The 23,802-nt window shown below is 64.6% G+C and carries 20 protein-coding genes and 1 pseudogene; 12 read left to right on the top strand and 9 right to left on the bottom strand.

Going from position 1 to position 23,802, the window contains the following annotated elements; all coding sequences use genetic code 11:
- Nucleotides 1–508: 508 nt before the first annotated feature.
- The 5 genes and pseudogenes from HAV18_RS39825 to HAV18_RS09355 form a co-directional block, all read left to right on the top strand.
- A pseudogene (locus HAV18_RS39825) lies at nucleotides 509–1,068 on the top strand (virulence factor); the annotation flags it as partial.
- A 9-nt stretch (nucleotides 1,069–1,077) separates the two neighbouring features.
- Nucleotides 1,078–1,335 (top strand): PAAR domain-containing protein, encoded by a 258-nt coding sequence (locus tag HAV18_RS09340; protein WP_166954963.1) that lies wholly within the window; start codon nucleotides 1,078–1,080, stop codon nucleotides 1,333–1,335.
- Nucleotides 1,336–1,614: 279 nt separating this feature from the next.
- A complete protein-coding gene (locus HAV18_RS09345) occupies nucleotides 1,615–2,364 on the top strand; it encodes a hypothetical protein (protein ID WP_243771589.1) in 750 nt (249 codons plus the stop codon).
- Nucleotides 2,365–2,798: 434 nt separating this feature from the next.
- The gene (locus HAV18_RS09350) at nucleotides 2,799–3,125 is read left to right on the top strand and encodes a hypothetical protein (protein WP_166954965.1); all 327 of its coding nucleotides are present in this window, start codon (nucleotides 2,799–2,801) and stop codon (nucleotides 3,123–3,125) included.
- A gap of 114 nt (nucleotides 3,126–3,239) precedes the next feature.
- Entirely contained in the window at nucleotides 3,240–4,970 is a 1,731-nt protein-coding gene (locus tag HAV18_RS09355; RefSeq protein ID WP_166954967.1) for an ATP-binding cassette domain-containing protein, read from the top strand.
- 61 nt (nucleotides 4,971–5,031) lie between these two features.
- On the opposite strand, the gene HAV18_RS09360 is transcribed toward HAV18_RS09355, so the two are convergent.
- Together HAV18_RS09360 and HAV18_RS09365 are read right to left on the bottom strand one after the other, a co-directional pair.
- On the bottom strand, nucleotides 5,032–5,442 hold the full coding sequence (locus HAV18_RS09360) for a GNAT family N-acetyltransferase (protein WP_166954969.1): 411 nt from the start codon (nucleotides 5,440–5,442) through the stop codon (nucleotides 5,032–5,034).
- Nucleotides 5,443–5,611: 169 nt separating this feature from the next.
- A complete protein-coding gene (locus HAV18_RS09365; RefSeq protein ID WP_166954971.1) occupies nucleotides 5,612–6,739 on the bottom strand; it encodes an aminotransferase class V-fold PLP-dependent enzyme in 1,128 nt (375 codons plus the stop codon).
- A 335-nt stretch (nucleotides 6,740–7,074) separates the two neighbouring features.
- Here HAV18_RS09365 and HAV18_RS09370 point away from each other — a divergent pair, with 335 nt between their 5' ends.
- Nucleotides 7,075–8,256: a serine hydrolase gene (locus HAV18_RS09370; RefSeq protein ID WP_166954973.1), complete on the top strand. Its 1,182-nt coding sequence runs from the start codon at nucleotides 7,075–7,077 to the stop codon at nucleotides 8,254–8,256.
- 90 nt (nucleotides 8,257–8,346) lie between these two features.
- Here HAV18_RS09370 and HAV18_RS09375 read toward each other — a convergent pair whose 3' ends face one another.
- From HAV18_RS09375 to HAV18_RS09390, 4 genes are all read right to left on the bottom strand, one after another.
- A complete protein-coding gene (locus tag HAV18_RS09375; RefSeq protein ID WP_166954975.1) occupies nucleotides 8,347–9,519 on the bottom strand; it encodes an FAD-binding oxidoreductase in 1,173 nt (390 codons plus the stop codon).
- Between the two features lie 195 nt (nucleotides 9,520–9,714).
- Nucleotides 9,715–10,866, bottom strand: coding sequence for a branched-chain amino acid ABC transporter substrate-binding protein (locus HAV18_RS09380; protein WP_166954977.1), 1,152 nt, complete (start codon nucleotides 10,864–10,866; stop codon nucleotides 9,715–9,717).
- Nucleotides 10,867–11,294: 428 nt separating this feature from the next.
- Nucleotides 11,295–11,486 (bottom strand): CsbD family protein, encoded by a 192-nt coding sequence (locus HAV18_RS09385; protein WP_166954979.1) that lies wholly within the window; start codon nucleotides 11,484–11,486, stop codon nucleotides 11,295–11,297.
- A 140-nt stretch (nucleotides 11,487–11,626) separates the two neighbouring features.
- Nucleotides 11,627–13,159 carry a helix-turn-helix transcriptional regulator gene (locus tag HAV18_RS09390; RefSeq protein ID WP_166954981.1) on the bottom strand — a complete coding sequence of 511 codons (1,533 nt, stop codon included), beginning with the start codon at nucleotides 13,157–13,159 and terminating at the stop codon, nucleotides 11,627–11,629.
- Nucleotides 13,160–13,529: 370 nt separating this feature from the next.
- Between HAV18_RS09390 and HAV18_RS09395 the strand changes: the two genes are divergently transcribed.
- The 4 genes from HAV18_RS09395 to HAV18_RS09410 all read left to right on the top strand — a co-directional run bounded on the left by HAV18_RS09395 (nucleotide 13,530) and on the right by HAV18_RS09410 (nucleotide 16,123).
- Nucleotides 13,530–13,694 carry a hypothetical protein gene (locus tag HAV18_RS09395; RefSeq protein WP_166954983.1) on the top strand — a complete coding sequence of 55 codons (165 nt, stop codon included), beginning with the start codon at nucleotides 13,530–13,532 and terminating at the stop codon, nucleotides 13,692–13,694.
- Between the two features lie 56 nt (nucleotides 13,695–13,750).
- Nucleotides 13,751–14,101, top strand: coding sequence for a BON domain-containing protein (locus tag HAV18_RS09400; RefSeq protein WP_166954985.1), 351 nt, complete (start codon nucleotides 13,751–13,753; stop codon nucleotides 14,099–14,101).
- Between the two features lie 56 nt (nucleotides 14,102–14,157).
- On the top strand, nucleotides 14,158–14,355 hold the full coding sequence (locus HAV18_RS09405) for a CsbD family protein (protein WP_011356274.1): 198 nt from the start codon (nucleotides 14,158–14,160) through the stop codon (nucleotides 14,353–14,355).
- 259 nt (nucleotides 14,356–14,614) lie between these two features.
- On the top strand, nucleotides 14,615–16,123 hold the full coding sequence (locus tag HAV18_RS09410) for a DKNYY domain-containing protein (protein ID WP_166954987.1): 1,509 nt from the start codon (nucleotides 14,615–14,617) through the stop codon (nucleotides 16,121–16,123).
- A gap of 131 nt (nucleotides 16,124–16,254) precedes the next feature.
- On the opposite strand, the gene HAV18_RS09415 is transcribed toward HAV18_RS09410, so the two are convergent.
- On the bottom strand, nucleotides 16,255–17,283 hold the full coding sequence (locus tag HAV18_RS09415; RefSeq protein WP_166954988.1) for a DUF1338 domain-containing protein: 1,029 nt from the start codon (nucleotides 17,281–17,283) through the stop codon (nucleotides 16,255–16,257).
- A gap of 224 nt (nucleotides 17,284–17,507) precedes the next feature.
- Between HAV18_RS09415 and HAV18_RS09420 the strand changes: the two genes are divergently transcribed.
- Nucleotides 17,508–18,464, top strand: coding sequence for a LysR family transcriptional regulator (locus HAV18_RS09420; RefSeq protein WP_166954989.1), 957 nt, complete (start codon nucleotides 17,508–17,510; stop codon nucleotides 18,462–18,464).
- A 19-nt stretch (nucleotides 18,465–18,483) separates the two neighbouring features.
- Here the strand turns inward: HAV18_RS09420 and HAV18_RS09425 are convergent, their stop codons facing one another.
- Nucleotides 18,484–18,948, bottom strand: a complete 465-nt coding sequence (locus HAV18_RS09425; RefSeq protein WP_166954990.1) for a hypothetical protein — start codon at nucleotides 18,946–18,948, stop codon at nucleotides 18,484–18,486.
- 96 nt (nucleotides 18,949–19,044) lie between these two features.
- Nucleotides 19,045–21,174 carry a TonB-dependent siderophore receptor gene (locus HAV18_RS09430; protein ID WP_166954991.1) on the bottom strand — a complete coding sequence of 710 codons (2,130 nt, stop codon included), beginning with the start codon at nucleotides 21,172–21,174 and terminating at the stop codon, nucleotides 19,045–19,047.
- Nucleotides 21,175–22,115: 941 nt separating this feature from the next.
- On the opposite strand from HAV18_RS09430, the gene HAV18_RS09435 reads away from it, so the two are divergent.
- Entirely contained in the window at nucleotides 22,116–23,744 is a 1,629-nt protein-coding gene (locus HAV18_RS09435) for an NADP-dependent glyceraldehyde-3-phosphate dehydrogenase (RefSeq protein WP_166954992.1), read from the top strand.
- Nucleotides 23,745–23,802: the final 58 nt, after the last annotated feature.

Here is a 23,802-nt window from a genome sequence, read left to right on the forward strand (position 1 = left end):
TACAAGTAGTCGCGATTGCGCGTTCTAGCGTGGGGGCGATCGTCAGCGATCGTTAAATTTCTTTCACGTGCAGGATGGCGGGGATGGCAAACACAACCGGATCGCAGTGTATTCAAGCCGGGTCCCGCCTCGGCCTCATCCATCGAATGTCAAATCGACATTACTTCAGCAATCCGAATAATCCGTCCGTCACTTTTTAACCATCTGATCTGTTTTGCATGAAATGCTGCCTGCTGGATTTTGGCGCCACGAGCTCCCAGCCTATTTTCTCATCTCCCCACTCAATTCATTTAGATCGTTCGATATCTTTTAATTTCACAACCAACTCCCGATACGTAAGGCATTTTTTAATCCTTGCTTCGACTTCCCAATCCGCCGTGTCTGCGCGATCGACGCCCGCAGTGAGTCGTTGATCGACGACTATTCATTAGGTACGCCAATGGCTATATCTCGATCCATCGGGGCGTGTACATTGGTTATCCCCCTTATCGGACCTCATAGTCCTTGGCCGGACTTCAAGACCCAACGTGAGCAGCTCGCATGGATCGGCCCGCCCGCAACGGGCGACACGCAGGCGTTCGAAGCAAAAGTGCGCGAGCCCCGCGCGGTGCAGGCATGGAAGGCAACGATCGAACAGGCCGCAAAAAATGCCGAGATAGGTGTCACCGACCTCAAGTTCGTCGTACACGACACCGGTCATGGCAGCGACGCGGCCTCGCCTCACTGTCCCAGTCGTTGACCGAAACGCTCCCGGAATACGACCACGTGAAGCAGACCTTCAATACGGCCGCGGTGCTCGGCGACATGGGCACCGGGTCCGCGCTCACCGACGTGGTTCTGGCGATCGGCCGGGCCAATCACCTGGGTGGCAACACACTAGTGGCCGGCACGACCGCCTCCGACCACCCAGTGGCGGTCGTCGTGAAGCCGCCTAGCAAATTGACGGCGATCGATCCCGACCGCAACTGGTTCCGGGCAGGCGGCGAAGGGGATGCGTATCTGCCATGGTGGGGCAAGCGATTCGACGGCGACTATCCCGATTGGCGCGGGCAAGGCTATTCGTATTGAGGAAGCAGTATGCGCGGCGTGATTCGAGTAGGCGATCGACATAGTCACGGCGGAACCGTGGAAACCGGCGCGCCGAACAGCAAGGTCATGGGGCGTGCGGTTGGTCGTATCGGCGACCGTTGCATCTGTCCCGAGCACGGTGAAGTCGTCATTGCAGAGGGTGATGCGAACCTCAAAGTCGACGGGGCCAACGCCGCGCTCGACGGCCACAAGACCTCATGCGGTGCAGTCCTGTTTTCCAGCCTGTCTACGTCCGGGCGACCATGAGCGCTAGTGACATGACGCCGCCTGATCTACCGCTGCTTCATGGCAGCGCTTCATGGAAATCGCGGGTCTCTTCGGACCGGCGAAAACTCAACCTATGGGGCGATCCAGTCGACTTCGCAAGACGTTTGCAGTCTTGCGAAGTCGGTGTCGCTAATCGGCCAGAAGCGGTCGGTCGACGTCAACGCCTAGATCGTTGACAATGGCCGTGCCGGTCCGTCGATGGCCCGGCGCGGAAATCCAGATCGTAAGTCTCAATTGCTGTCAAATGGGGACAACCAGATGAAACTTGAGGCCGGATATGATCAGACGTTTCAGTATGTGCGACAAAATGCGCACGACCTGACGTACGACGTTGGGTTTCACGTATATCAGCGCAACGACGGAACATTCATATTCGGCTACGAAGTCGTGCAGGAGGCAACCGATTGTCGATTCGGAAATGGCGCTAGTAGGTTGGACTTCGAGGGTACGCGCGAAGAAGCGGAAGCACACGTGCGGGCATTACTAGAAAAGATGATCGATAATCTGACGGACGAGGGTGGGGAGAGAGTAACGCGAACAGGCGAACGTGCCGGTTATCGGATTGTCGAATGGAACGAAGGGACTGACGGGGCTATCGAGGACATAGTTCTACGTTGTCCGGAATTAGTGCTCGGGCGATATATTGCAATTGCAAGTTGTGACAGCGGGCCATATACGCCGACCGATGAGGAACTCACGGCGGGATGGTCAAAATTCGGCGAACTCGCGGTCAGTCCATTAGTCAAGGCGGTATCGCGGCTTCCGATGCCAGGCTTTGATGAGTGGTATGTGTACGATAGGCTTATCAAGTTTGAATCCCATTCAAACTTCGTGAATCGTTTAGGTTTTAGCCCGCTCAACGTCAATGACAAGTACACCGAAGAATTCTGGAAACAGGTTGCCAAGTTAGAGCCTCTGCACGTGCTTGGATCGGGCACACCCGGTTTGTTCTTGGTCACGCGTGACGAATTTCTTTTCCAGGCAGCAGTTCGTGAAGTAGAGCTTTGAAGGCGACGGGGCACGCGTTGTTACGCCGCAGCGCGTGCCGGCCAGCAGTAGATCGAAAGTGACAGCAATACGGAAAGGCGACGGTCTCCTATGGGCCGCAAAGTACCGTTCGAACCTGTCGGCAGCGGTCATGTATCGCACGCGGTCGCTTCTGGGCCTTGTAGAACGGGGCGGTCACGAGATGAAAGGTTATCTCGTCAGCCCCGACCAATACCTCCCCCTCCCTTTTGTGTGTCCTTGCCAACCGACTGCGGCGGTCGGAACCGGCGAAGGCCGTTCACTCTCACGATGAAGCGCTGCAGCTGCTCCCTGGCCTCCAGGTAGCGAAATCCGGGCACGGCCGCCGGTTGTGCGTCGTGCAGCACCAGCACGCGCTCGATCACCCGCTGCTCCTGTCAAGCAACAGGCAAGGTTGATCCTGCCCGATCCGCTTGATGCAGGCGTCTAGCGCGGCGGCAAGGCACAACATCGCCGCCCGCCGCGGCCTCGCCCCACACGAAGTACGCGAAATAGACAATCCGGATCAGCGCGTTGAAACGAAGCAGATCATCCTGCACTACCCTCAGAATGGCCGACATTCCTCGCTCGGCCCCCTTTCAGTGACCTCCGTAAAGAAGGCTGCATTGCTATATACTTTCAAGCCTATTCAACTTCTTTTAAAAAAGGAGGTAAATATGGTTCTGCTTGCGCGCCAACTGATGTTGGTGCATTTCTTCAGCACATCGACCCGCTCCTGCCTGAGTTCCATCGCGCTGCGATAACCCGGTCAGAGCAAAGTTCACGCTACATTCTCGAGTTCTTTCTCGACTCATTGTTGTCGCCAGCGCTCCTGTTGACAGGGACAAACACGTCCCCCAAAAAGACAAGAGCTAGGTATGACGACCCTGATCTCCGCACTTTCTGTGCAACTGGAAACCAGCCAAGGCCCGCTGTTCCAGGATCTTTCCCTTACTGTAGAACTCGGCGACCGTATCGGCCTTATTGGCCATAACGGCTGCGGCAAAAGCAGTCTGCTTGGCGTACTCGCTGGTGCCCGCGAACTGAGCGCGGGCAACGTTCACTACAGCGGGCAATGCCGCCTTCAGCACGTGGAGCAGCACCTGCCGGCGCGGCTGGCGGGACTGACGGCACGTGAAGCACTGCTGGAAGTCGTGGATACACAGTCCGCACAACACTGGCGTGTCGACAGTCTGCTGCATGACCTGGACTTATCCGCAGCGGCGAACACTACGGTGGCCAACCTCAGCGGCGGCCAGCACACGCGCTTGCTACTCGGGCGTGCCGTGTTGCTCGAGCCCAACCTGCTGCTGCTGGACGAGCCGAGCAACCATCTGGATCTGCCGTCGTTGCTGTGGCTGGAGGATTTCCTGCAGCGCTGGCAGGGCGGCCTCATCCTCGTGTCGCACGACGCGCGACTGCTGGACAAACTGAGCGAAAAAAGCTGGATTCTGCGCGATCAGCGCGTGTACAGCTTCGACATGCCATGCAGCAACGCGTTGGTCGCCCTCGCCGATGCCGACGCGGCGGCGCAGGTGCGCCGTGCCGCCGAACAAAAGGAAATTGACCGGCTCGCCGTCAGCAGCAAACGCATCGCCATCTGGGGCCGTGAGCATGACAATGAAAAGCTGCTCCGGCAGGCGCGCTCAATGCAAAAGCGTGTCGACAAACTCAAGGAAGAACAAACGTTCGTGAGCCACGGTAGCCCTTGGCGTCTGAAACTGGCGGGTAGCGAGCTGGAGGCCGACAATTTGCTCGCTTTCGAGCATCTGCAGGTGTTTGCCCGGCCCGAGCAACCGCCGCTGTTTCAGATCGATAACCTGTGGTTGCGCCCGGGCGACAAGGTCGCGCTACTTGGCAGCAACGGTACGGGCAAATCGTCGTTGTTGCGTCAGTGCTGGAGCGATGTACGGCAGGGAGAAGCACGCGCCGGGTGGCGCTTTCATCCGTTGGCAAACATCGCGTACTACGATCAATCGCTGCAGCAACTGCCCGACAGCGCTACGCTATCCGAAGCACTGTCCGAGTTTGTGCGGGTTGGCGACAGAGAACGACGGCAAGCGTTGATCGCGGCGGGCTTCGCTTATCCGCGGCACAACCAGACCGTCGCCACGTTGAGCGGCGGGGAGCGCGCACGTCTGCTGTTTCTGGCACTGTCGATGGCCAGCTATCACCTGCTATGGCTGGATGAGCCGACCAATCACCTCGACATGGCCGGCAAGCGCGAACTCGCCGAGGCTCTTGCCACGTTTGCCGGCGGCTTCATTCTTGTCTCGCACGATCGCGAGTTGATCGAGCACAGCTGCAATCGTTTCTGGGCGATCCATGACGGGCGCTTGCAGGAGTGGCCGGATGCCGAGAGCGCGTACCGACGTTTGTACGTTACTCGCGAAGAGGTATCCGCGCCTGAGCCCGAGCCAGCAGGTGTGACTGATCACGGCACGCATTCCCCCCAAAGCGAAGCGGAAGCGCAATGGCAGCGTTGGTGCGAACTGGACGCCTTGCTGGAAACGGACCTCGCACGCAAAAAGAAACACCAAAAGCCAAACTTGCAGCAGAAGTGGCGTGAAGAGATGTCGCAGTTGGAGCAGGCGCTCGGGCCTTCCTGAGAACTGGCGTTGGTAGATCGTGCACCAGCACATCTACCAACTCACATCGGCCACCCACGCGCTACGCAATCCGCAAAAACATCCCCGCCTTCTCCGGCAGCAACGACGGCTGAAAACCGTAGCGTTCGTAGAACTTCGGCGTCCCGTGATCGGCCATCAGGCTGACATACGCGGTCGGCGGCGCATTCTCGTGAACGTAGCGCATCAGCGCCCGCATGATCAGGTCGCCGACACCTTTCTTCTGGTGAGCGGGCAACACCGCGATATCCACGATCTCGAAGAAGCAGCCGCCGTCGCCGATGACCCGGCCAATTCCGACCGGGTCACTGTCGCAGTAGGCCACGACGCTGAAGAGCCCGTTCTTCAACCCCATCGTCGCGGCCTGCTCCGACTTCCCGCTCAACCCTGCGGCGAGACGAATGTCGATGTAGGCGGATACCGACGGGACTTCCTGTCGAACGATGTATGCCATGCGAGCCTTTCAGGTTAGCGGTACAGGCAGATGGATCGGCCCCGCTGCGCATGAGCACGTCGAGCCCGGAACCCGAGCGCGCATCAAACAAGACCATGAACAGCGCGAGGCGGCAGGCCAAGGGTGCAGCCACCCATCGCCCACTGCCTCGCCAAATCCGCAAAGCGTCTTAAAGAACCCGCTCCAGCGCGTCGGCGAACCGTGCAACCGCACCGTCGACATCATGCAGCTTGTCCAGGCCGAACAAGCCCAAACGGAAGGTCTTGAAATCCTCCGGCTCGTCGCATTGCAGCGGCACGCCGGCCGCGATCTGCAAGCCGACGTCGGCGAACTTCTTCCCCGATCGAATCCCGTCGTCGTCCGTATAGCAGACCACGACACCCGGTGCCTCGAAGCCTTCAGCCGCCACGCTCCGGAAGCCCTTGTCGGCCAGCAGCGCGCGAATGCGATTGCCGAGCTCGAGCTGCTCCGCTTTCACCTGGTCGAAGCCGTATGCCTCGGTTTCCTTCATCACGTCGCGCAGCGTCGTGAGGCTGTCCGTGGGCATCGTCGCGTGGTACGCGAACCCGCCGCCCTCATAAGCCTCCATGATCTGCAGCCACTTGCGGAGATCGCACGCGAAGCTGGTGCTGGTCGTCGCATCGATGCGTTCGCGGGCGAGCGGGCTCAACATGACCATCGCGCAGCACGGCGACGCGCTCCAGCCCTTCTGCGGCGCGCTGATCAGGATATCGACGCCGCTCGCCTGCATGTCGACCCACACCGTGCCGGATGCGATGCAATCCAGCACGAACATGCCGCCGACGGCATGCACGGCGTCGGCCACCGCGCGCAGATACCCATCGGGCAGCATCATCCCGGACGCGGTTTCGACATGCGGCGCAAAGACCAGATCCGGCTTGTGTTCCTTGATCGCGGCGACCACTTCGTCGATCGGGGCCGGCGCATACGCGGCCTGCCGTCCCGCTTCGACCGGGCGCGCCTTCAGCACCGTCGTCTCGGACGGAATGCTGCCCATGTCGAAAATCTGCGACCAGCGGAAACTGAACCAGCCGTTGCGGATGACGAGGCACTTCTTGTTCGTTGCAAACTGCCGCGCGACGGCTTCCATGCCGAACGTCCCGCTGCCCGGAACGATCACGGCCGACTTCGCGTTATAGACTTTTTTCAGCGTGCCGGAGATGTCGCGCATGACGCCCTGAAAGCGTTGCGACATATGGTTGACCGAGCGATCGGTGTACACCACCGAATATTCGAGGAGCCCCTCGCGGTCAACATCGGGAAGTAAACCTGGCATGCTCGCCTCCGGCGAAAGATGAACGATGGATTCTGGGCAAGCAGTGTCCGTGACGCGATACCGCCCTGCACCAATGCAATTGCGTTATTTCCTCGACGACAGCAGATTCTAACGAACGCCGCCCGCCGCTTGGGGCATATTTTGTCAGCTAACCGGCGCAGGCCCGACGTGGTGCGCCGCAACGGGGCTGCCGTGGCCCCCGGCTGAATTCCCTGCCCCGTGGCCGTCAGCGCCGGTCGGTGCGGCGCACGAAGCCCTGTTCCATGTGTGGATTAACGGCGCTTCCCGCGTGCGCCGCCTAACATGTCGGCTCCCCCTTCACGACAGAGTCCTCGATGATCCCCAACCGCGCATCATCACAGCAGCCGTCGACCGATCCCGCACTCGCCGGGCGCGTCGACGCGGTACTGTCCCGTCAACTCGAAACGCACCGCCTCGTCGGCGCGGTCGTCCTGGTCGCACGCGACGGCGAACTCGTCTATCGCCGCGCGGCCGGGTTCGCCGACCGCGAAGCGCACACGCCGATGCGCGAGGACACGCTGTTCAGGCTCGCGTCGGTGACGAAGCCGATCGTAGCCGCAGCCGCGATGGCGCTCGTCGCCCAGCAGAAGCTGTCGCTCGACGACGACGTCACGCGCTGGCTGCCCGAGTTCCGCCCGGCGCTGCGTGACGGCAGCGTGCCGGTGATCAGGGTGCGTCACCTGCTCACGCATACCGCCGGCCTCGGCTATCGCTTCGCGGAAGCCGACGCGACGGGCGCCTATGCACGCGCAGGCGTCTCCGACGGGCTCGATGCCGCCTCGATCACGCTCGCCGAAAACGTGCGCAGGATCGCGAGCGTACCGCTGCAGTTCGCGCCGGGAACCGGCTGGAACTATTCGCTTTCCATCGACGTGGTCGGCGCGCTGATCGAGGCGGTCAGCGGACTGCCGCTCGCCGACGCAATCGATACGCTCGTGCTCCACCCGCTCGGCACGCGCGACACGGGATTCGTCGCACGCGACTCCGCGCGGCTCGCGACGCCCTACGTCAATGACACGCCGCAACCGCATCGGCTTGCCGAAAACGAAGCGGTGCCCATCTTCGAGGGCTCCGTCGGCGTGACGTATTCGCCGTCGCGCGCGCTCGACGCGAACGCCTTCGCATCGGGCGGCGCAGGCATGGTCGGCACCGCCGGCGACGTGCTGAATGTGCTGGACACGCTGCGGGCGGGCGGCGGCACGCTGCTGCCGGCCAACCTGGTCGACGAGATGGGCCGCGTCCACACCGGCAACCTCGAGTTGCCCGACCTGCCCGGCACGGGTTTCGGGATCGGGTTTTCCGTATTGCGCGACCCGCATGCGGCGGCATCGCCGGAATCCGTAGGCACCTGGCGCTGGGGCGGTGTCTACGGGCATTCCTGGTTCGTCGACCGCGCACGCGGGCTCACCGTCGTATCGCTGTCGAACACGCTTTACGAAGGGATGAACGGCCAGTACACGGTGGATCTGCGCGATGCGGTCTACGGCGTCGGCTGACACGCGCAAAAAAAGAGCCCGACACAGTCGGGCCAATGAGTTGAGACACAAGGAGAATCCCGCCCACCACACCGGGCGGGGTACGCCGCGCTACACGACGTTCTTTTCGACGATCGGCCGGTTTTCAAGCACGCGCGCCCAGCCGAGCGTCGACAGGTCGAGCGTGTCGTAACGCCCGCCCAGAATGAGTTCACTGACCCCGCGCCCCGTCGCCGGCCCTTGCTGCAGCCCGTGGCCGCTGTAGCCGTTTGCGAACACGACGTTATCGAGTTCCGGGTGATAGCCGATGATCGCGTTGTGGTCGAACACGTTGTACTCGTAGTATCCGGACCAGCAGTTCTCCACGCGCAGCGCCTCGAACTCCGGCACGCGGTTCGCGAGCGTCGGCCAGATCACCTCGTCGAACAGGTCGTGGTCGACTTCGTCGAGCGGCAGGTCGTCCGGGTCGCGATCCGGGCTCGGCGACGTCCCGCAAATGTACGTGCGCCCTTCCGGCCGGAAATACACGCCGGTCGGGTCGATCAGCAGCGGGCAATCCGTGAGCCGGGCCGGCGACGACACGTTGAAGATGCTGCGGCGCCGCGCATAAACAGGAATGTCGATGCCCATCATCGACGACAGCGTGCGGGCCCACGCGCCTGCCGCGTTGACGAGCGTGTCGCACGCATAGTGTTCGCCGTCGGCCGTGACCACCTGCGTCACCTTGCGGCCGTCGCGCACCACCGCCTTCACATCGGACGGCACGTAGCGCGCACCCAGCGCCTGCGCCTTCTTGCGCAATGCCTGCACGAGCCCGTAGCCGTCGAACCAGCCTTCGCCGCTCACGCCATACGCGCCCGACACGAGATCGTCGACGTTCAGCCACGGAAACTTCGCGCGCAGCGCATCGCGGTCCATCAGCCGGATATCCGCGCCGAGGCTCGTCTGCAGCGCATGGTTCTCGCGCAACGTCGCATCGCCGGCCGGCGTCGCGAGGAACAGGTAGCCGCCTTCGTGCAGGTCAATCGACGGCTGATGGCCATCCACTTCGAGCCGTTCGCCGATCGTGCGCAGGAAGTCGATGCCGAACAGCGACATCTCGATCGACAGCGGCGTCGAGAACTGCTGGCGAATCGACGCGGCCGACAACGCCGACGACGATCTCGCATAGGTGGGGTCGCGCTCGATCACGGTCACGGATACCGTGGGATCGGTGGCGCGCAGGAAATAGGCGATCGAGCTGCCGATCACACCACCGCCGACGATGACGACTTGAGAACTCACGACTGACTCCAGTTGCTCATGTTGGGCGCGGCCAGCCGGCCACGCCCGTGGGTTGTTCGTGCCGCGTCGCGCGCGGCGTCGCGCGGGCGGACTCGTGCGGCTGCCACACCGGCGTGCGCCGCGATCGCAACCGATCGCTGATGGCATTTCAGCACGTCCGGCAGCGCCGCGAAAGTCCGCGCGCGCCTGTTGCGTTCAATCCGCCGATTTCGTCGTGACGGGCTGCCACGCCGCGTTCTTCACCTCATACAGCGTCGAGCTCGGGTTCTTCAGGTCGCCCGTGTTCGTGAACGCGATCGTGCCCGTGATGCCGTCGTAGCGCGTGCCCTTCAGCGCGCCGTTGAAATCGGCCGGCTTCGTCGAGTTCGCCTTCTGCATCGCGTTGATCGCGATCCACGTCGCGTCGTACGCGAACGGCGCATACGCGAGCATGTCGATGCCGTACTTCTGCTTGAATTTCGTTTCGAACTGCTTGCCCTTCGCGAGACGCGACAGCGGCTGCCCGTATTCCCACACGGCCGCGCCTTCCGCCGCATTGCCGGCCAGCTTGATGAAGTTCGCGTTCATCACGCCGCCGCCCGCGAGGAACTGCGCGCGGATGCCGAGCTGGCGCATGCGCTTCACGAGCATCGCGGCCTGTGCGTCGAGCCCGCCGAAGAACACGAGATCGGCGTTGGTGCTCTTGATCTTCGTGAGCTGCGCGCTGAAGTCCACCGCCTTGTCGTTCGTGAATTCGCGCGCGACGACCGTCCCGCCGTTCGCCTTCACGGACTTCTCGAATTCGTCGGCTTCGCCCTGGCCGAACGCGGTGCGGTCGTCGATGATCGCGATGCGCTTCGCCTTGGTCACGCTCGCCGCATAGGCGCCTGCGTTGCCGGCGTTCTGCGTGTCGGTCGCGATCACGCGGTACACGGTGCCGAGCCCGGCGCGCGTGATGTCGGGATTGGTCGCCGACGGCGTGATCATCGGAATGCCGGCCTTCGCGTAGATCTTCGACGCGGGCAGCGTCGTGCCCGAATTGAAGTGGCCGATCACGACGGCCACCTGCGCGTCGGCGAGTTGCTGCGCGGCCTGCACGCCGGTGCGCGGATCGCTCTGGTCGTCCTGCGACGCAACGACGAACTTCACGGGCTTGCCGCCCACCGTCGTATGCGCGGCATTCGCTTCGTCGACCGCCATGCGCACGCCGTTCTCGATGTCCTTGCCATACGCGGCGCCGCCGCCCGTCAACGGGCCGGCCACGCCGACCTTGACGATCGTCTCCTGCGCATGAACCGCGCCCGTCTGGAGCGCGAGGATCGCGGCGGTCAATGCGACGCCGGAAAGCGAACGAATGCGGAACGTCATGACAATCCTTGTTCTGGGGGCCGGGATGCAACGCGCGACTGCCGCACGTCGGCAACCTCTCGCGTGCCGGTCATCTCGTCCGCCGCCGGGGCGTCATGCAACGTCCCTACCGGCCGATCGATCGCCGCGGCTCCGTCTCCGAAGAGCCTTTCATCGCGAAAGAGGTGAATGGATTGTGGGTAGCCAATACCCGTGCAGCAAACGAAATATCGGAACTATGTAGTGAGGATTTGTCATCAAGTTCCGCGTTCGCGGCCGCCCCGCGGCCCGCGCAACGGTGAACCGCGAGTGGACAGCCTCTGCAGGAAGCCGCGCCGGCGCCCGCCCATCAAGGCCGGTCGTGGTCATGCCGGCGGCGCATCATCGTTGCGATGACGGCCCGGCCGGCCGTCGCGACAGCCGCGACGCCCGCGGCGCCGCGTCATCGGTCAGTGCCGATCGGTGCCCGTCTGCTTGCGCACCGCATCAGCCGCCTCGCCGGCCTTCTCCTGAAGCTTGCCGGCCTGCTGTTCGGCGACACCTTCCGCTTCCGTCTTGCGGTCGCCCGTCACCTTGCCGAGCGCTTCCTTGACCGAACCCTTGACCTGCTTGAGCTTGCCTTCGATGCGATTCCTGTCCATGGTCGTCTCCTGCGATGGTTGGAGAGAACCGGCGGCGTGACGGCCAGCGCCGCACCGCCGAGTGGACAGGATCGCAAGCGGGCGCCGCGCGCGGCAGATGCGGATGCACCAGCGCGCCTGGTGCATTCGTACCGACGGCGTCAGTCCTTGCCCTTCGCGCCGCCCTTCTCGCCGCGCGCGCTATTCGCATCGGCCGCGCCGACGATCCCGCGTTCGCGCGCCCACACGATCGCCTCGCCGCGGCTGTGCACGTCGAGCTTCGCGTAGATCGTCGCGACGTGATTGCGCACGGTGTTCGGCGCGAGCCCGAGGCGGCCGGCGATCTCCTTGTCCGCGAGACCGTGGCACAGCAGGTCGAACACGTCGCGCTCGCGCGCGGTCAGGTCCGACAGTTGAGCGCCCGCATCCGGCGCATTCGCGCGCCGCACGTTCGCCAGCTTCTCGATCAGCGTGCGGCTGAACCACGACGCATCCTGCATCGCGGTTTCGATCGCGTAGACGAGTTCCATCTCCGTGCGCTTGCGATCGCTGATGTCGAGCAGCGCGACGAGCAGGCAGTCGCGGCCGTGTATCGCGACGGGATCGGCCGACACGACGCAATCGCGCACGTCGCCTTCACGCGTGCGAATCTGCACGTCGGCGTTGCGTACGTTGCCGTCGCGCGCGAGCCGCCCTTCGATGCGCTGCCACGCGCCGCGTTCGGCCCACAGCCCGAGCTCGTCCGCGGATTTGCCGAGCAGGTCGTCCTGCGCGTGGCCCGTCATCGCGGCGAATGCGCCGTTCACGTCGAGCAATTCGAAGCGGTCGGCCGTGACGATCGCGGTGGCGACCGGCGCCATCCGGAACGCCGTCGCGAAGCGTTCCTCGCTCTGCCGCAGCGCGCGCTCGGCCTGCTTGCGCGGCTCGAGATCCATGAACGTGAACAGCATGCATGCCTCGTCGTTCATGTCGATCGGCTGCCCGGCGACGACCACGGCCTTCGTGCTGCCGTCCGCGCGTTTCAGCACGGCCTCCATCTGCGGGATCGTCGCGCCTTCGCCGAGCCGCTCGATCGCGAGCTCACGCCGCTCGGCCTGGTCGAGCACGTCGACCTCGTACACCGAGCGGCCGAGCACGTCGTCGCGCGCGTGGCCGGTCATGTCGAGAAAGCCCTGGTTGACCTTCACGTAGCGCAGGTCGTCGAGCCGGCAGATCACGGCCGGCGCCGGGTTCGCGTTGAAGGTGCGCTCGAAGCGCTCCTCGGCGCTCGCCCATTCGGTCGCGTCGTGCAGCACGAGCGCGAGGCAGTCGGGTTCGCCGGCCGCGTTCGTCAGCACGAGGCTGCGGATGCGGTGGACCCAGCTCACGGTCTCGTCGGCGGCCGATTCGACTTCGACCGTCACGTCGCTGAATTCCTCGCCCGCGATCACGCGATCCATCGGATAGTGGCCGTCGCGCACCGGATGATTGTTCCGGTAGCGCAGCCGGAAGCGCTCGCGGTAATCGGTGACGGTCGCGCCGAGCGCCTTCAGCTCGGTCACGCCGTGCATCGCGAGCGCGGCCTCGTTCGCCCAGACGATCCGCTGGTCGGGCTCGACCAGGATCACGCCCTCGGTGAGCCCCGCGATGATCTGGTGCAGCTGGCGCCGGTCGGTGTGCGACTTCAGCGCCTGTTCGTTTACCTGTTCGTTCATCGAATGGTTGTCCATGTCGTCAGCATGACCGCCCCGGCCCGTTGCCGCTTCGTCGACACGCGCCGGCCGGCGCGTGTGGCGATGATCGCGTGCCGCACCCGTGCACGACAGGCGCGGATGCACTAGCCGCCATAGTACATTCGCACCGCGCGCCGCCACCGTGCGGCATCCCGCCGATCCCGCAGCATTCGCCGCGTCGGCTTTCCGCGCGCCTCAGCCAGCGGGCGCACCGCCTCCCCTTCACGACGCCCCGTGCAAACGCACTAGCCGATCAGGTGAATTTGCGCGATGTCCTCGCACGTTCGCCCCGGTACGCTGGTCCTGCATCGGCGCTCATGCGCTGCCATCCGAACCGCAGAGGAGAAGCACGATGAAGCTCCATCAGACACCCGATCCGACGCGGCCCGAACCACGTCCGGGCAGCCCGCCCGAACCGCCGCCCGGCACCGACCCGCCGGTTCCGCTGCCGCCCGACGTGCCGCGCCCGGACATCCCGCCGCGCGAGCCCGGCTACGACACGCCGATCGTCCGGTAACGGACGGCGCCGTTCGTACGTTCACATTCACCACGCCCATCGACGGAGAACCATCCATGAACAAGACCCGACACCTCACGACGCTGCTCGCCGTCAGCGCGGCGTTCCTGCTCGGCGCCGCACCGCTCACGAACGCGGCTGCGCAGGACGCATCGACCGACAACGGCATGAAGACCGAATCGAACCAGCCCGTCACCGACACGTGGATCACGACCAAGGTGAAGGGCCAACTGGCCGCCACCGACGGCCTGAAGAGTGTCGACATCAGCGTGAAGACCGTCGACGGCATCGTCACGTTGACGGGCGTGCTGCCGACGAAGATCGCCGTGAAGAAGGCGATCGCCGTGTCGCGCGCGGTCAAGGGCGTGAAGCACGTCGACGCATCCGGCCTGAAGGCGAAGGCCTGACCTCCGGGCGCGGCACGCCGCCGCGCCTTTTATCCCTGCACGACAAGGAGCACACCATGAACGAGGACAAGATCAAGGGCCAGTGGAAGCAGCTCTCCGGCAAGCTGAAGGCCAAGTGGGGCAAGCTGACCGACGACGACCTGGCCGTCGCGGAAGGCAATCGCGAGTATCTCGCCGGGAAGATCCAGGAACGTTACGGGATCGCCCGCGACGCGGCCGAGAAGCAGCTGAAGGAGTTCGATCGCGAGCTGTAACGCGACAGCACATTCACGCAACCGCCGCGGCGCCAACGGCGTCGCGGCCATCAGGACGACGACATGGGCAAATACCTGATCGCCTGGCTGCTCGGCGTGCCGGCCGGGCTGCTGGTGCTGTTCTATCTGATCACGCACGTGTTCTGACGGCGCGGTGTCCGGCGCCCGGCGCGCGCGCCGCCCGCATTCCTGCCCGCATTTCCGCCCGTATTCCACGGCATACTACGGCGACTGTCACGACCCCCGCGCGCCATCCGCCATGCCCCAGCCGCCCTTGCAGGACACCAACCATCCCGACTACGCGATCGCCGGCGACACCGTGATCCGCCGCCCGGACGGCCTGCCGCTGTGGGCCAAGGATGGCACGCCGCTGCCGATCGAACAGCCGCACGCGTTCCGCTGCATCGGCGGCCGCTGGTTCACCGACGGCGTACACGTTATCGTGCAAGGGCAACTCGGCAGCGCGATGGCGATGCTGTATTACTACCGGATCGAGGACGCCGATCTCGAGACGTTCGAGATCCTGAACCAGCGCTACGCGCGCGATGCGCGGCAGGCGTACTACATCACCGGCCGGACGATCCGCACGCGCAGCCCGCACACATTCCGGCCGCTCGTCTACGAAACCTGGAACCGTCCGACCGACGAACGCGGCGTGACGTTCGAGATGTGCGAGCACGAGTACATCGCGACCGACGACGAATCGATCTACATGAACGGCCGGCGCATCAACGGCTCGCATGGCGCGAGCGCGATCGGCTTTCCGGGCGGCTATTTCGCCGATGCCGATCGCGTGTACTACTACGGCCGGCCGAAGGACATCGATCGCGCGAGCTTCCTGTGCGGCCCCGACGAGGCCGGCTACCTGCGATGCACCGACCGGATCGGCCCGATCGAATCCGGCGCGCGGCAGACGGTGCAGGAGACGCGCATGTTCGACGAATGGCGCAGCTTCTTCACGATGCGCCCCGAACTGCGGGACTACTGGTGGCATCGGCAGCCACGGCCGGCGTCGGGCACGACGGTGCGGTTCCAGGACGCGACGCTGACCGGCTTCGATCCAGCGACCTTCGCCGCGCGCGAGACGCTGTTCGACTTCGGTACGATCGACTGGCTGTGCGGTGACGCGCACGGCATTCACTGGGCATACCGGACCTGTGCCGAGATGCCGATCGAGCTGACCCGCTTCTCGGACCGGCCGATCGATGCGCTGCGTGTGCTCGGCCCGCACTACTTCACCGATGGCGTCACGGTGTTCTACGCGTTCACGCCATCCCGGCCGCAGCCGCTGCGCGGCGCCGATCCGGCCGCGTTCCGCGTGCTGTCGGGCGGCTGGGCGCGCGACGCGACGCGGGCGTTTCATCTCGGCGTCGTCAAGAAAGGCATCGACCCCGATCGGTTGAATGTCGAAGGCAGCTACGCATGGGACGGCGAGCGCCTGTTCTGCGACGGCAAGCCGCTGCAGGTCGACGTGCCGGCCAGCGAATTCCAGGTGCTGCATCCGACGTTCCTGCGCGCCGGCGACAAGCTGTTCTTCGGCCGCCGGCCGGTATCGACGAAGCGCGTGCACCTGCCGACGCTCGAATTCCTCGACGACGATTTCGCACGCGACAGCAAGCACGCGTATATCGTCGGCTACGTGAGCCTCGTCGAGATCGACGGCGCCGATCCGGCCACGTTCCGCGTCGTCGAACCCGGGACCGCGGAGGACAGCGCCCGTCGCTACGACGCACGGACCTTGCGCGACGCCACCGCGCCGCGCGACTGACGCACGCCGCCCAACGCAATCGGGCAGGACGCTGTCGCGCCCTGCCCGATCGCTTGACTCCCTCGGCAGCGGCCCGCCGGTGCCGGCACGGCGATCGCGCCGCCCACGCACCGCTGGCCGCGTCGCCTGTGTTACTTCGCCGCGTTCGCCGTCATCTTGAAGATGCCCTGCGCGTTACCCGCATCGAAACGCAGATCGGTCACCCAGCGGCGCGCCGCCTGGTCGAACGTGCGCTTGCGCGTGATGAACTCGTAGAACGAACCCGGCACGTTGCGCTTCACCGTGCCGCCGTCACGCGTGCGGAATTCGCGCTCGACGGTATCCGCGCGATAGGCGGTCTGGAACACGCGGCCCGAGCGCGAACGCTCGACTTCCGGCTTCATCGGCCGGCCCTTCGCCTTCTCGTCATCGGACAGCTTGAACACGTCGGCCACGCGGTCGGTCGCATGGTTGAACGCGTTGCCTTCGGTCGAGATCCACGCCATTTCCGCCGATTCCAGCAGCAGCGTTTCGTAGTCGAGCTCGTTCGGCAGGTCGTGCTGGCGCGCGAACGCACCGACGATCTCCGGCAGCAGCGTGTGCGCGGCGTCGAGCGAGAGCCAGCCTTCGCGCTCGACTTCCCACAGCAGCGCGACGGCCGCCGGCGACAGCGGATCGCGCGACGTGCTCACGACGTTCGTCACGGCCTGCTGGAATTCCTTCGAGAAACGCTCCGGATGCAGTTCGCTGACGAAGAACTGCGCGATTTCGTCCGGCGCGTCTTCATGCGCATACGCGCGGCCCGTCATGCCGAGCTTGTCGAGCGGGTAACGGCCGTTCAGGCGGAAGCCGAGCGGACGCAGGATGCGCGTGAAAGCAGCCTCGCCCGGCGGCAGCGCGCCCGTGTTCGGCCAGCGCACCGTGCGCAGCGCGCCGTGATCGAAATAGACCGAACCGCCGCTTTCGATCGCGTCGGCCGTGTACGCGCGGCCGTTCGCCGAACGTTCGAGCAGCCCTTCGAACAGCGCCATGTTCATCGCCTGCGCGATTTCCGCGCGCGTCACGACGCCGTCTTCCCATTCTTCGAGGATGGCCGGCATGTTCAGGGTCGAGAACAGGGCGTCGGTCTTCGCCTGTCCCAGCAGCTTCGTCAGCAAGCTCTCGATATTCGGATTGCGCATCAGGATTCTCGTCTCGGGGGACCGCCGGCAAACGTGCCGGCACTCGTTGGCCGGCCGCCCTGCGGGCGCCTAGCCTTGCGTGGGGAGCATTATTCAAAGGGTTGCAGCCGGGCGTAAAGCGAGATTAAATTGATACGTGATGAGTTTTTGGAATTATCAGCCGTTCTTCGCCCGCCTTCCGCCCCCGCGCGGCGCGGCCCTGTTCGTCAGACGAATCGAGCATCATGCGTAAATTCAAGATCCCCAACATGGGCGCGCTCGTGGCCTTCGAAGCCGCCGCACGCCACGAGAGCTTCACGCACGCGGCCAAGGAGCTGTTCCTGACCGAAAGCGCGGTATCGCGGCAGATCGCGACGCTGGAAGCCAGCCTCGGCGTGCGGCTGTTCGCCCGCGTGAAGCAGCGCGTCGTGCTGACGCGCGCCGGCAAGCTGTACGGCACGCAGGTGCGGCGTGCGCTGGAAACGCTCGACCGCGACACGCTGTCGATCATCGCGCACGGCAGCGGCGGCGGTTACCTGGAGCTCGCGGTGCTGCCGACCTTCGCGTCGCACTGGCTGATCCCGCGCATCAAGAGCTTCTACGACCGCACGCCCGACGTGCGCGTGAACATGGGCAGCCGCACCGATCTGTTCTCGTTCGAGGACACGCACTTCGAGGCCGCGATCCACTACGGCAAGCCGACCTGGCCGGGTACGTCGTCCGACTACCTGTTCGGCGAGGAAGTCGTGCCGATCTGCTCGCCCGCGCTGCTCGACGGGCCCGTCGAGCGCGTCGAGGATCTGCTCGCGTATCCGCTGCTGCACTCGACGACGCGCCCCGGCGCGTGGGCGCAGTGGTTCGAGACGCACGGCGTCGAGGACATTCGCACGATGCAGGGCGTGCGCTACGAGCTGCACACGATGCTGATCAGCGCGGCCGCGGCCGGGCTCGGCATCGCGCTCGTGCCGAAATTCTTCGTCGAGGAACAGTTGCAGCAGCTCGGCCTGGTCGTGCCGTGCGACGCGGCGACGGTCGGCGATTCCGCGTACTACCTCGTGTATCCGACGGAATTCAGCCACAGCAAGCCGCTGGAGCTGTTTCGCGGCTGGCTGCTCGAACAGGCGAGCGCGTATGCGGCGCCGGGGCGCGCGGAGGAGGATGCCGATCCGGAGGATGACGAGGACGACGAGGACGTCGAGTAACGGTGCGATCGCGCCCGCGTCATGGCGCGGTGGCCTCGCATGCGTGCCGCGTCGGCGGAGCGGCCGTCACCACCTTCACCAGCCGCGCGCGGTCGGGCGTTTCCAGCCCCGGGCACACGGTATCCAGATCGCGGATCACGACCGTTGCGCGCCCGTCGAACCGGCACACGCCGTCGGGCTGCGCGACGGGGAGCCGCAGCCCGCGCAGCGCATCGCGCTGGTTCGTGAAGGCGATCACGCCCGCGCGTTGCGAGCGGTCGGGCAAGCGCCGCGCCGATGCGTCATCCGCTTCGAACCACACGTCCGAGCCGATCGATTCGTCGCCGTAGTCGAGCGCATACCGGCCCGACAGCGTGATCGACCGGCCGACATGCACCGAATGGCATGCCGGTTCGGCGTCAGGCGGGATCGGCTGCGCGCGTGCCGCGACCGCGCCACAAGCCAGCCACACCACTGCGCACAGCACGCAAACGCGGCCGGTCACGCGCGACACTTCAATCGATTGGCGGATCATGGGCAATGAGGTGCGGGCCATCGTGACGATGACCCGCATTGTCGCGCAACGCACGCGTGACGCGCGTTACATGTGCCACTTCACCGTGGCGGTGAGCGTGCGCGGGTCGCCGGGCATGTTGTACAGGTCCGCATTGCCGTGCGCGGCGATGAAGTAGCGGCGATCGAACAGGTTGTCGAGCGTGAGCGTCACGTCGACCTTCTTGCTGCGATAGCCGGCGCCCAGGTTGAACACGGTGAACGACGGCAGCGTGACGAGATCGCTCGCCGACGCATAGCGCGCCGACTGGAACTGCATGCCCGCCGCCGCATAGAAGCCGTACGGCAGCTCGCGCTTGAGCCACAGGTTCGCGCTGTGGCGCGGCATCAGCCCGGGCGTGTTGCTCGATACCGCGACGCCGGCTGCCGTCGATTGCGCCGAGCCGTCGACCGTCCCGTTCAGGTACGCGTAGCCCGCATACAGCGACCACTTCGGCGCGATCTCGCCGGTGAAGCCCAGCTCCATCCCGTGCACGTGCTGCGTGCCGATCGGCAGCGCATAACCGGGATTCGCCGGATCGCCGATCTGCTGGTTGGTCTGGCGCATGTCGAACAGCGCGACGCTGGCCGTCGCCTTGCCGCCGAGGTCGAAGCGCGAGCCGACTTCATACGCGGTGGTCTTCTGCGGTGCGAGCGCGGCGCCGTTCGAGAACGCGCCGGCACTGATCAGCGTATCGGCGAGCGGCGAGAACGACTGGCTGAACGACCCGTACAGCGTCAGCCAGTCGAGCGGCTCGTAGATCAGACCGACGCGCGGGCTCCACGCGTGATCGGTACGGTCGAGGTTGACGTTCGACGACGTGTAGTCGTGGCGGATCTGGTTCAGGTAGTCGAAACGCAGCCCCGCGAGCACCTTCCAGTGCTCGGTCAGCGAGATCAGGTCCTGCGCGTAGACGCCCGCGAGCCCGACGACGGTCGACGCGTTCGTCTTCGCCCGTGCGCCGGTCGGCACGCCGGGCAAGACCACCGCCTGCGGATTGAAGAGATCGTAGGTCGCGACCTTCGACACGCTGTAGATCGTGTCGAACTTCTGCTGCTGCGACAGCTCGAGGCCATACAGCAGCTCGTGGCGCATGCCGAACAGCGAGGTCTTCTGCGTGAGTTCGAACAGGCCGTCGATGCCGTGGTCGGTGCGCTGGCGCGTCGACTGGTCGAGCGTCACGACCGGGTGCGCGGCGGTCTTGATCGGCTCGTACGTCACGTAGTTCTTGCGTTCGAGCGAGAAGTCGTACGCGCGGATCGCGCCGTGGAACGACAGCGAATCGCTGAAGCGGTGATCGAGCGACACCGTCGCGCTCTTCGCGGAGATGTCGTTGTACGAGCTGTTCGCCGCGTCGGCCGAGCCGTAATACGTGTTGATCGGCACGTCGACCGGCCGGCCGAGATACGCGGGCAGCCCCTGGTCGGACGTGCGGCGGTCGTGCAGGTAGTCGAACTCGACGTTCAGCACGGTGTCGCGGTCGAGCTTGAACTGCGCGGACGGCGCGATCGCCTGACGGTTGAGCTGGAACTGGTCGCGGAAACTGTTCGAGTTCTCGGCCGCGCCGGTGACGCGAAAGCGCGCCGCATCGTTCGCGTTCCAGCCGAGGTCGAATTCGCCTCGCCGCTCGCCGCGCGTGCCGAGCGTCACGCCCACGTCGCGCACCGGGTTCGCTTCCGGCCGCTTCAACACGCGATTCACGATGCCGCCCGCCGAGCCGCGCCCATACAGCACGGCCGCCGGCCCCTTCAGCACTTCGACACGATCGACGTTCGACAGGTCGCGATAGTAGAGCGCATCGTCGCGAATGCCGTCGACGTATTGGTCCGTGATGCTGTTGAAGCCGCGGATCGTGATCTGGTCGCGCTGGCCGTCGCCGACCGAAAAGCCGACGCCCGGCACGTTGCGCAGCGCATCCTGCATCGACGTCGCGTTCTGGTCCTCGATCACGGCGTGCGGAACGACGTTCACAGTCTGCGGCACGTCCATCAGCGACATGTCGGTCTTGGTCGCCGCGCGCGAATGGCCGCCGTCATACGACGCATGCTCGGCAGCCGCATTGACGGAGATCGCGGGCAGGGTTGCCGCGGCGTCACTCGCCTGCGCGAAGGAGGTGCGTGCGCCGGCCAGCGACGTGGCGATCAGAAGCGCATGGCAGGCGCTCGTGTTGAGTTTCATCGTGAACGTAGAGGCTGAAGGAAAAACGACGAACGGAAACGCATCCGGCCCTCGCGCGCATCACGCGGCGAATCGACCGACGAAGCCTTTCCGTGAAAAAGAGGACGCGCGGGGGATCTCCCCGTCGCATCTGCCGGCCGACGAACAGCCGGCGCGGGTGGCTGCCGGCCGGCAGGACCGGCACGAAACACGCCGTGACGTTCCGTCACAGCGTGTAACGGAGCGAAATATTAAACGAGAATGATTCGTATTTTTAGTTAATTTTTAACGTGTCGCCTGCCCGCAACGTGCCTATGCACGGCACTCTGCATTCCTGACGAATGCCTTTCTGTTTTGCGCTTTGACGCGGCTTATGCGTAATTAAAACGAAAGAATTCCATCGGCCACATCAGGCGATGCAGGGCCAGGCTCAAGGCGGGATTCAAGGCAGGATTCGGGATACGACGACGAAGAGACTGGAAAGGATCACGAAGCATCCGTCGAAGCAGGCGGGACGCATGTGAAGTCCGGTGCGCGCCGGACCGGGCAACCCCGACCCGGCGCTCCGGGCAGCCGACCTCGCATCGGCAGTGCGGCGGACCTTCTTCTGTTCTTCACTACGTATGCTCTCAGGTTCACTTCATTTTTTTCTTCACCGCGCCGGGCCATTATCCGCGCATTCCGGCCGCGGGGAAACGTTTGCGAGCGCTCTTGGCGTGTTATACCAAGCATTCGGCAACATTCTTTCTGAATGCTTACGGTGCATGCGGCACGGTTCGGCAAATCTTGCATTCACGCCGGCGTTCCTTTTTAATGGAACTGGTTCCAATCGTTGATTCGGCCAGGTTCGTACGTGACGCTTCGTCGTGTGCGCGTCATCATGCCGATTCAGGATCGAGGATCACCCAGCTCAGGATTCGCATCGCCCGTCCTTCCCGGACACCCCGTCAAACGAGACCGTCATGCCCGATTCCGCCTCCCTGCAGCAGCTGTTTCCCGCCTTTCAGGACATCCCCGCCGAGTACCGGCTGGCTTCGCCGATCCACCAGCGCGTGTCGCTCGTCGACGGCGAATTGCGCCCGTGGGACGGCACGACCAAGACCGTTCTTTCGCCCGTGTGCGTGCGGCAGGCCAACGGCAGCGTCGAGCAGGTCGAGATCGGCAGCTATCCCGTGATGGGCGAAACGGAAAGCGACGCGGCGCTCGACGCCGCGGTGCGCGCATACGATGCCGGCCGCGGCGAGTGGCCGACGATGAAAGTCGAGCAGCGCATCGCGTGCATGCAGGACTTCATCAAGCGGATGGTCGCGCAGCGCGAGCTGGTGGTGAACCTGATCATGTGGGAGATCGGCAAGAGCCTCGCCGATTCGCAGAAGGAATTCGACCGCACCGTCACGTACATGACGCAGACGATCGACGCGCTGAAGGAGCTCGACAACGCGAACTCGCGCTTCGTGATCGCGGAAGGCACGATCGGTCAGATCCGCCGCACGCCGCTCGGCGTCGTGCTGTGCATGGGCCCGTACAACTATCCGCTGAACGAGACTTTCGCGACGCTGATCCCCGCACTGCTGATGGGCAACACCGTGGTGTTCAAGCCGCCGCAATACGGCACGCTGCTGTTCGAGCCGCTGCTCGAAGCATTCCGCGACGCGTTCCCGAAGGGCGTGATCAACACGATCTACGCGCCTGGCGCGGTGGTCGTGCCGCACATGCTCGCGTCGGGCAAGATCAACGTGCTCGCGCTGATCGGGTCGAGCAAGGTGGCCGACCACCTGAAGAAGCAGCACCCGAAGTCGCACCGGCTGCGCGCGATCCTCGGCCTCGACGCGAAGAACGCGGCGATCGTGCTGCCCGACGCCGATCTCGACCTCACCGTGAAGGAGTGCCTGCTCGGCGCGCTGTCGTTCAACGGCCAGCGCTGCACCGCGCTGAAGATGCTGCTCGTGCACCGCTCGATCGTCGACGAATTCCTGAAGCGCTTCACCGCCGCGCTCGAACAGTTGAAGATCGGCATGCCGTGGGAGAAAGGTGTCAGCATCACGCCGCTGCCCGGCATGCATCGCACGGCCTACATGACGGACGCGATCGACGACGCGAAGGCCAGGGGCGCACAGGTCGTCAACCATTCGGGTGGCGAGTTCAGCAAGACGCTGTTCTATCCGGCCGTCGTGTATCCGGTGTCGGAAGGGATGAAGCTGTACCGCGAGGAACAGTTCGGGCCGATCATTCCGGTCGCGCCGTTCGACGACGTCGAGACCGCGCTCGACTACGTGACGACGTCGGATCACGGCCAGCAGGTCAGCATCTTCGGCTCCGATCCGGCGCAGATCGGCGCGCTCGTCGATCCGCTCGTGAACCAGGTGTGCCGCGTGAACATCAACTGCCAGTGCCAGCGCGGGCCGGACGTGTTCCCGTTCGCGGGCCGCAAGGATTCGGCGGAAGGCACGCTGTCGGTGAGCGACGCGCTGCGCGCGTTCTCGATCCGCTCGATGGTCGCGGCAAAGCAGACCGAAGGCAGCAAGCAGCTGCTCGATTCGATCGTGTCGGATCATTACTCGAAGTTCATCAATACGGGCTTCATTTTCTGAAGCTCCGGTCGGAACCAGCCGCTGCACACGCCCGTGCAGCGGCTTTTTTGCGCCTGCG

It is taken from the genome of Burkholderia sp. D-99 (assembly GCF_011605345.1).
Classification (GTDB): domain Bacteria; phylum Pseudomonadota; class Gammaproteobacteria; order Burkholderiales; family Burkholderiaceae; genus Burkholderia.

Coding starts and splice junctions, on each gene's coding strand:
- HAV18_RS09340 (WP_166954963.1), top strand. CDS start 1,078: ATGCGCGGCGTGATTCGAGTAGGCGATCGACATAGTCACGGCGGAACC.
- HAV18_RS09345 (WP_243771589.1), top strand. CDS start 1,615: ATGAAACTTGAGGCCGGATATGATCAGACGTTTCAGTATGTGCGACAA.
- HAV18_RS09350 (WP_166954965.1), top strand. CDS start 2,799: ATGCAGGCGTCTAGCGCGGCGGCAAGGCACAACATCGCCGCCCGCCGC.
- HAV18_RS09355 (WP_166954967.1), top strand. CDS start 3,240: ATGACGACCCTGATCTCCGCACTTTCTGTGCAACTGGAAACCAGCCAA.
- HAV18_RS09360 (WP_166954969.1), bottom strand. CDS start 5,442: ATGGCATACATCGTTCGACAGGAAGTCCCGTCGGTATCCGCCTACATC.
- HAV18_RS09365 (WP_166954971.1), bottom strand. CDS start 6,739: ATGCCAGGTTTACTTCCCGATGTTGACCGCGAGGGGCTCCTCGAATAT.
- HAV18_RS09370 (WP_166954973.1), top strand. CDS start 7,075: ATGATCCCCAACCGCGCATCATCACAGCAGCCGTCGACCGATCCCGCA.
- HAV18_RS09380 (WP_166954977.1), bottom strand. CDS start 10,866: ATGACGTTCCGCATTCGTTCGCTTTCCGGCGTCGCATTGACCGCCGCG.
- HAV18_RS09385 (WP_166954979.1), bottom strand. CDS start 11,486: ATGGACAGGAATCGCATCGAAGGCAAGCTCAAGCAGGTCAAGGGTTCG.
- HAV18_RS09390 (WP_166954981.1), bottom strand. CDS start 13,159: ATGAACGAACAGGTAAACGAACAGGCGCTGAAGTCGCACACCGACCGG.
- HAV18_RS09395 (WP_166954983.1), top strand. CDS start 13,530: ATGAAGCTCCATCAGACACCCGATCCGACGCGGCCCGAACCACGTCCG.
- HAV18_RS09400 (WP_166954985.1), top strand. CDS start 13,751: ATGAACAAGACCCGACACCTCACGACGCTGCTCGCCGTCAGCGCGGCG.
- HAV18_RS09405 (WP_011356274.1), top strand. CDS start 14,158: ATGAACGAGGACAAGATCAAGGGCCAGTGGAAGCAGCTCTCCGGCAAG.
- HAV18_RS09410 (WP_166954987.1), top strand. CDS start 14,615: ATGCCCCAGCCGCCCTTGCAGGACACCAACCATCCCGACTACGCGATC.
- HAV18_RS09415 (WP_166954988.1), bottom strand. CDS start 17,283: ATGCGCAATCCGAATATCGAGAGCTTGCTGACGAAGCTGCTGGGACAG.
- HAV18_RS09420 (WP_166954989.1), top strand. CDS start 17,508: ATGCGTAAATTCAAGATCCCCAACATGGGCGCGCTCGTGGCCTTCGAA.
- HAV18_RS09430 (WP_166954991.1), bottom strand. CDS start 21,174: ATGAAACTCAACACGAGCGCCTGCCATGCGCTTCTGATCGCCACGTCG.
- HAV18_RS09435 (WP_166954992.1), top strand. CDS start 22,116: ATGCCCGATTCCGCCTCCCTGCAGCAGCTGTTTCCCGCCTTTCAGGAC.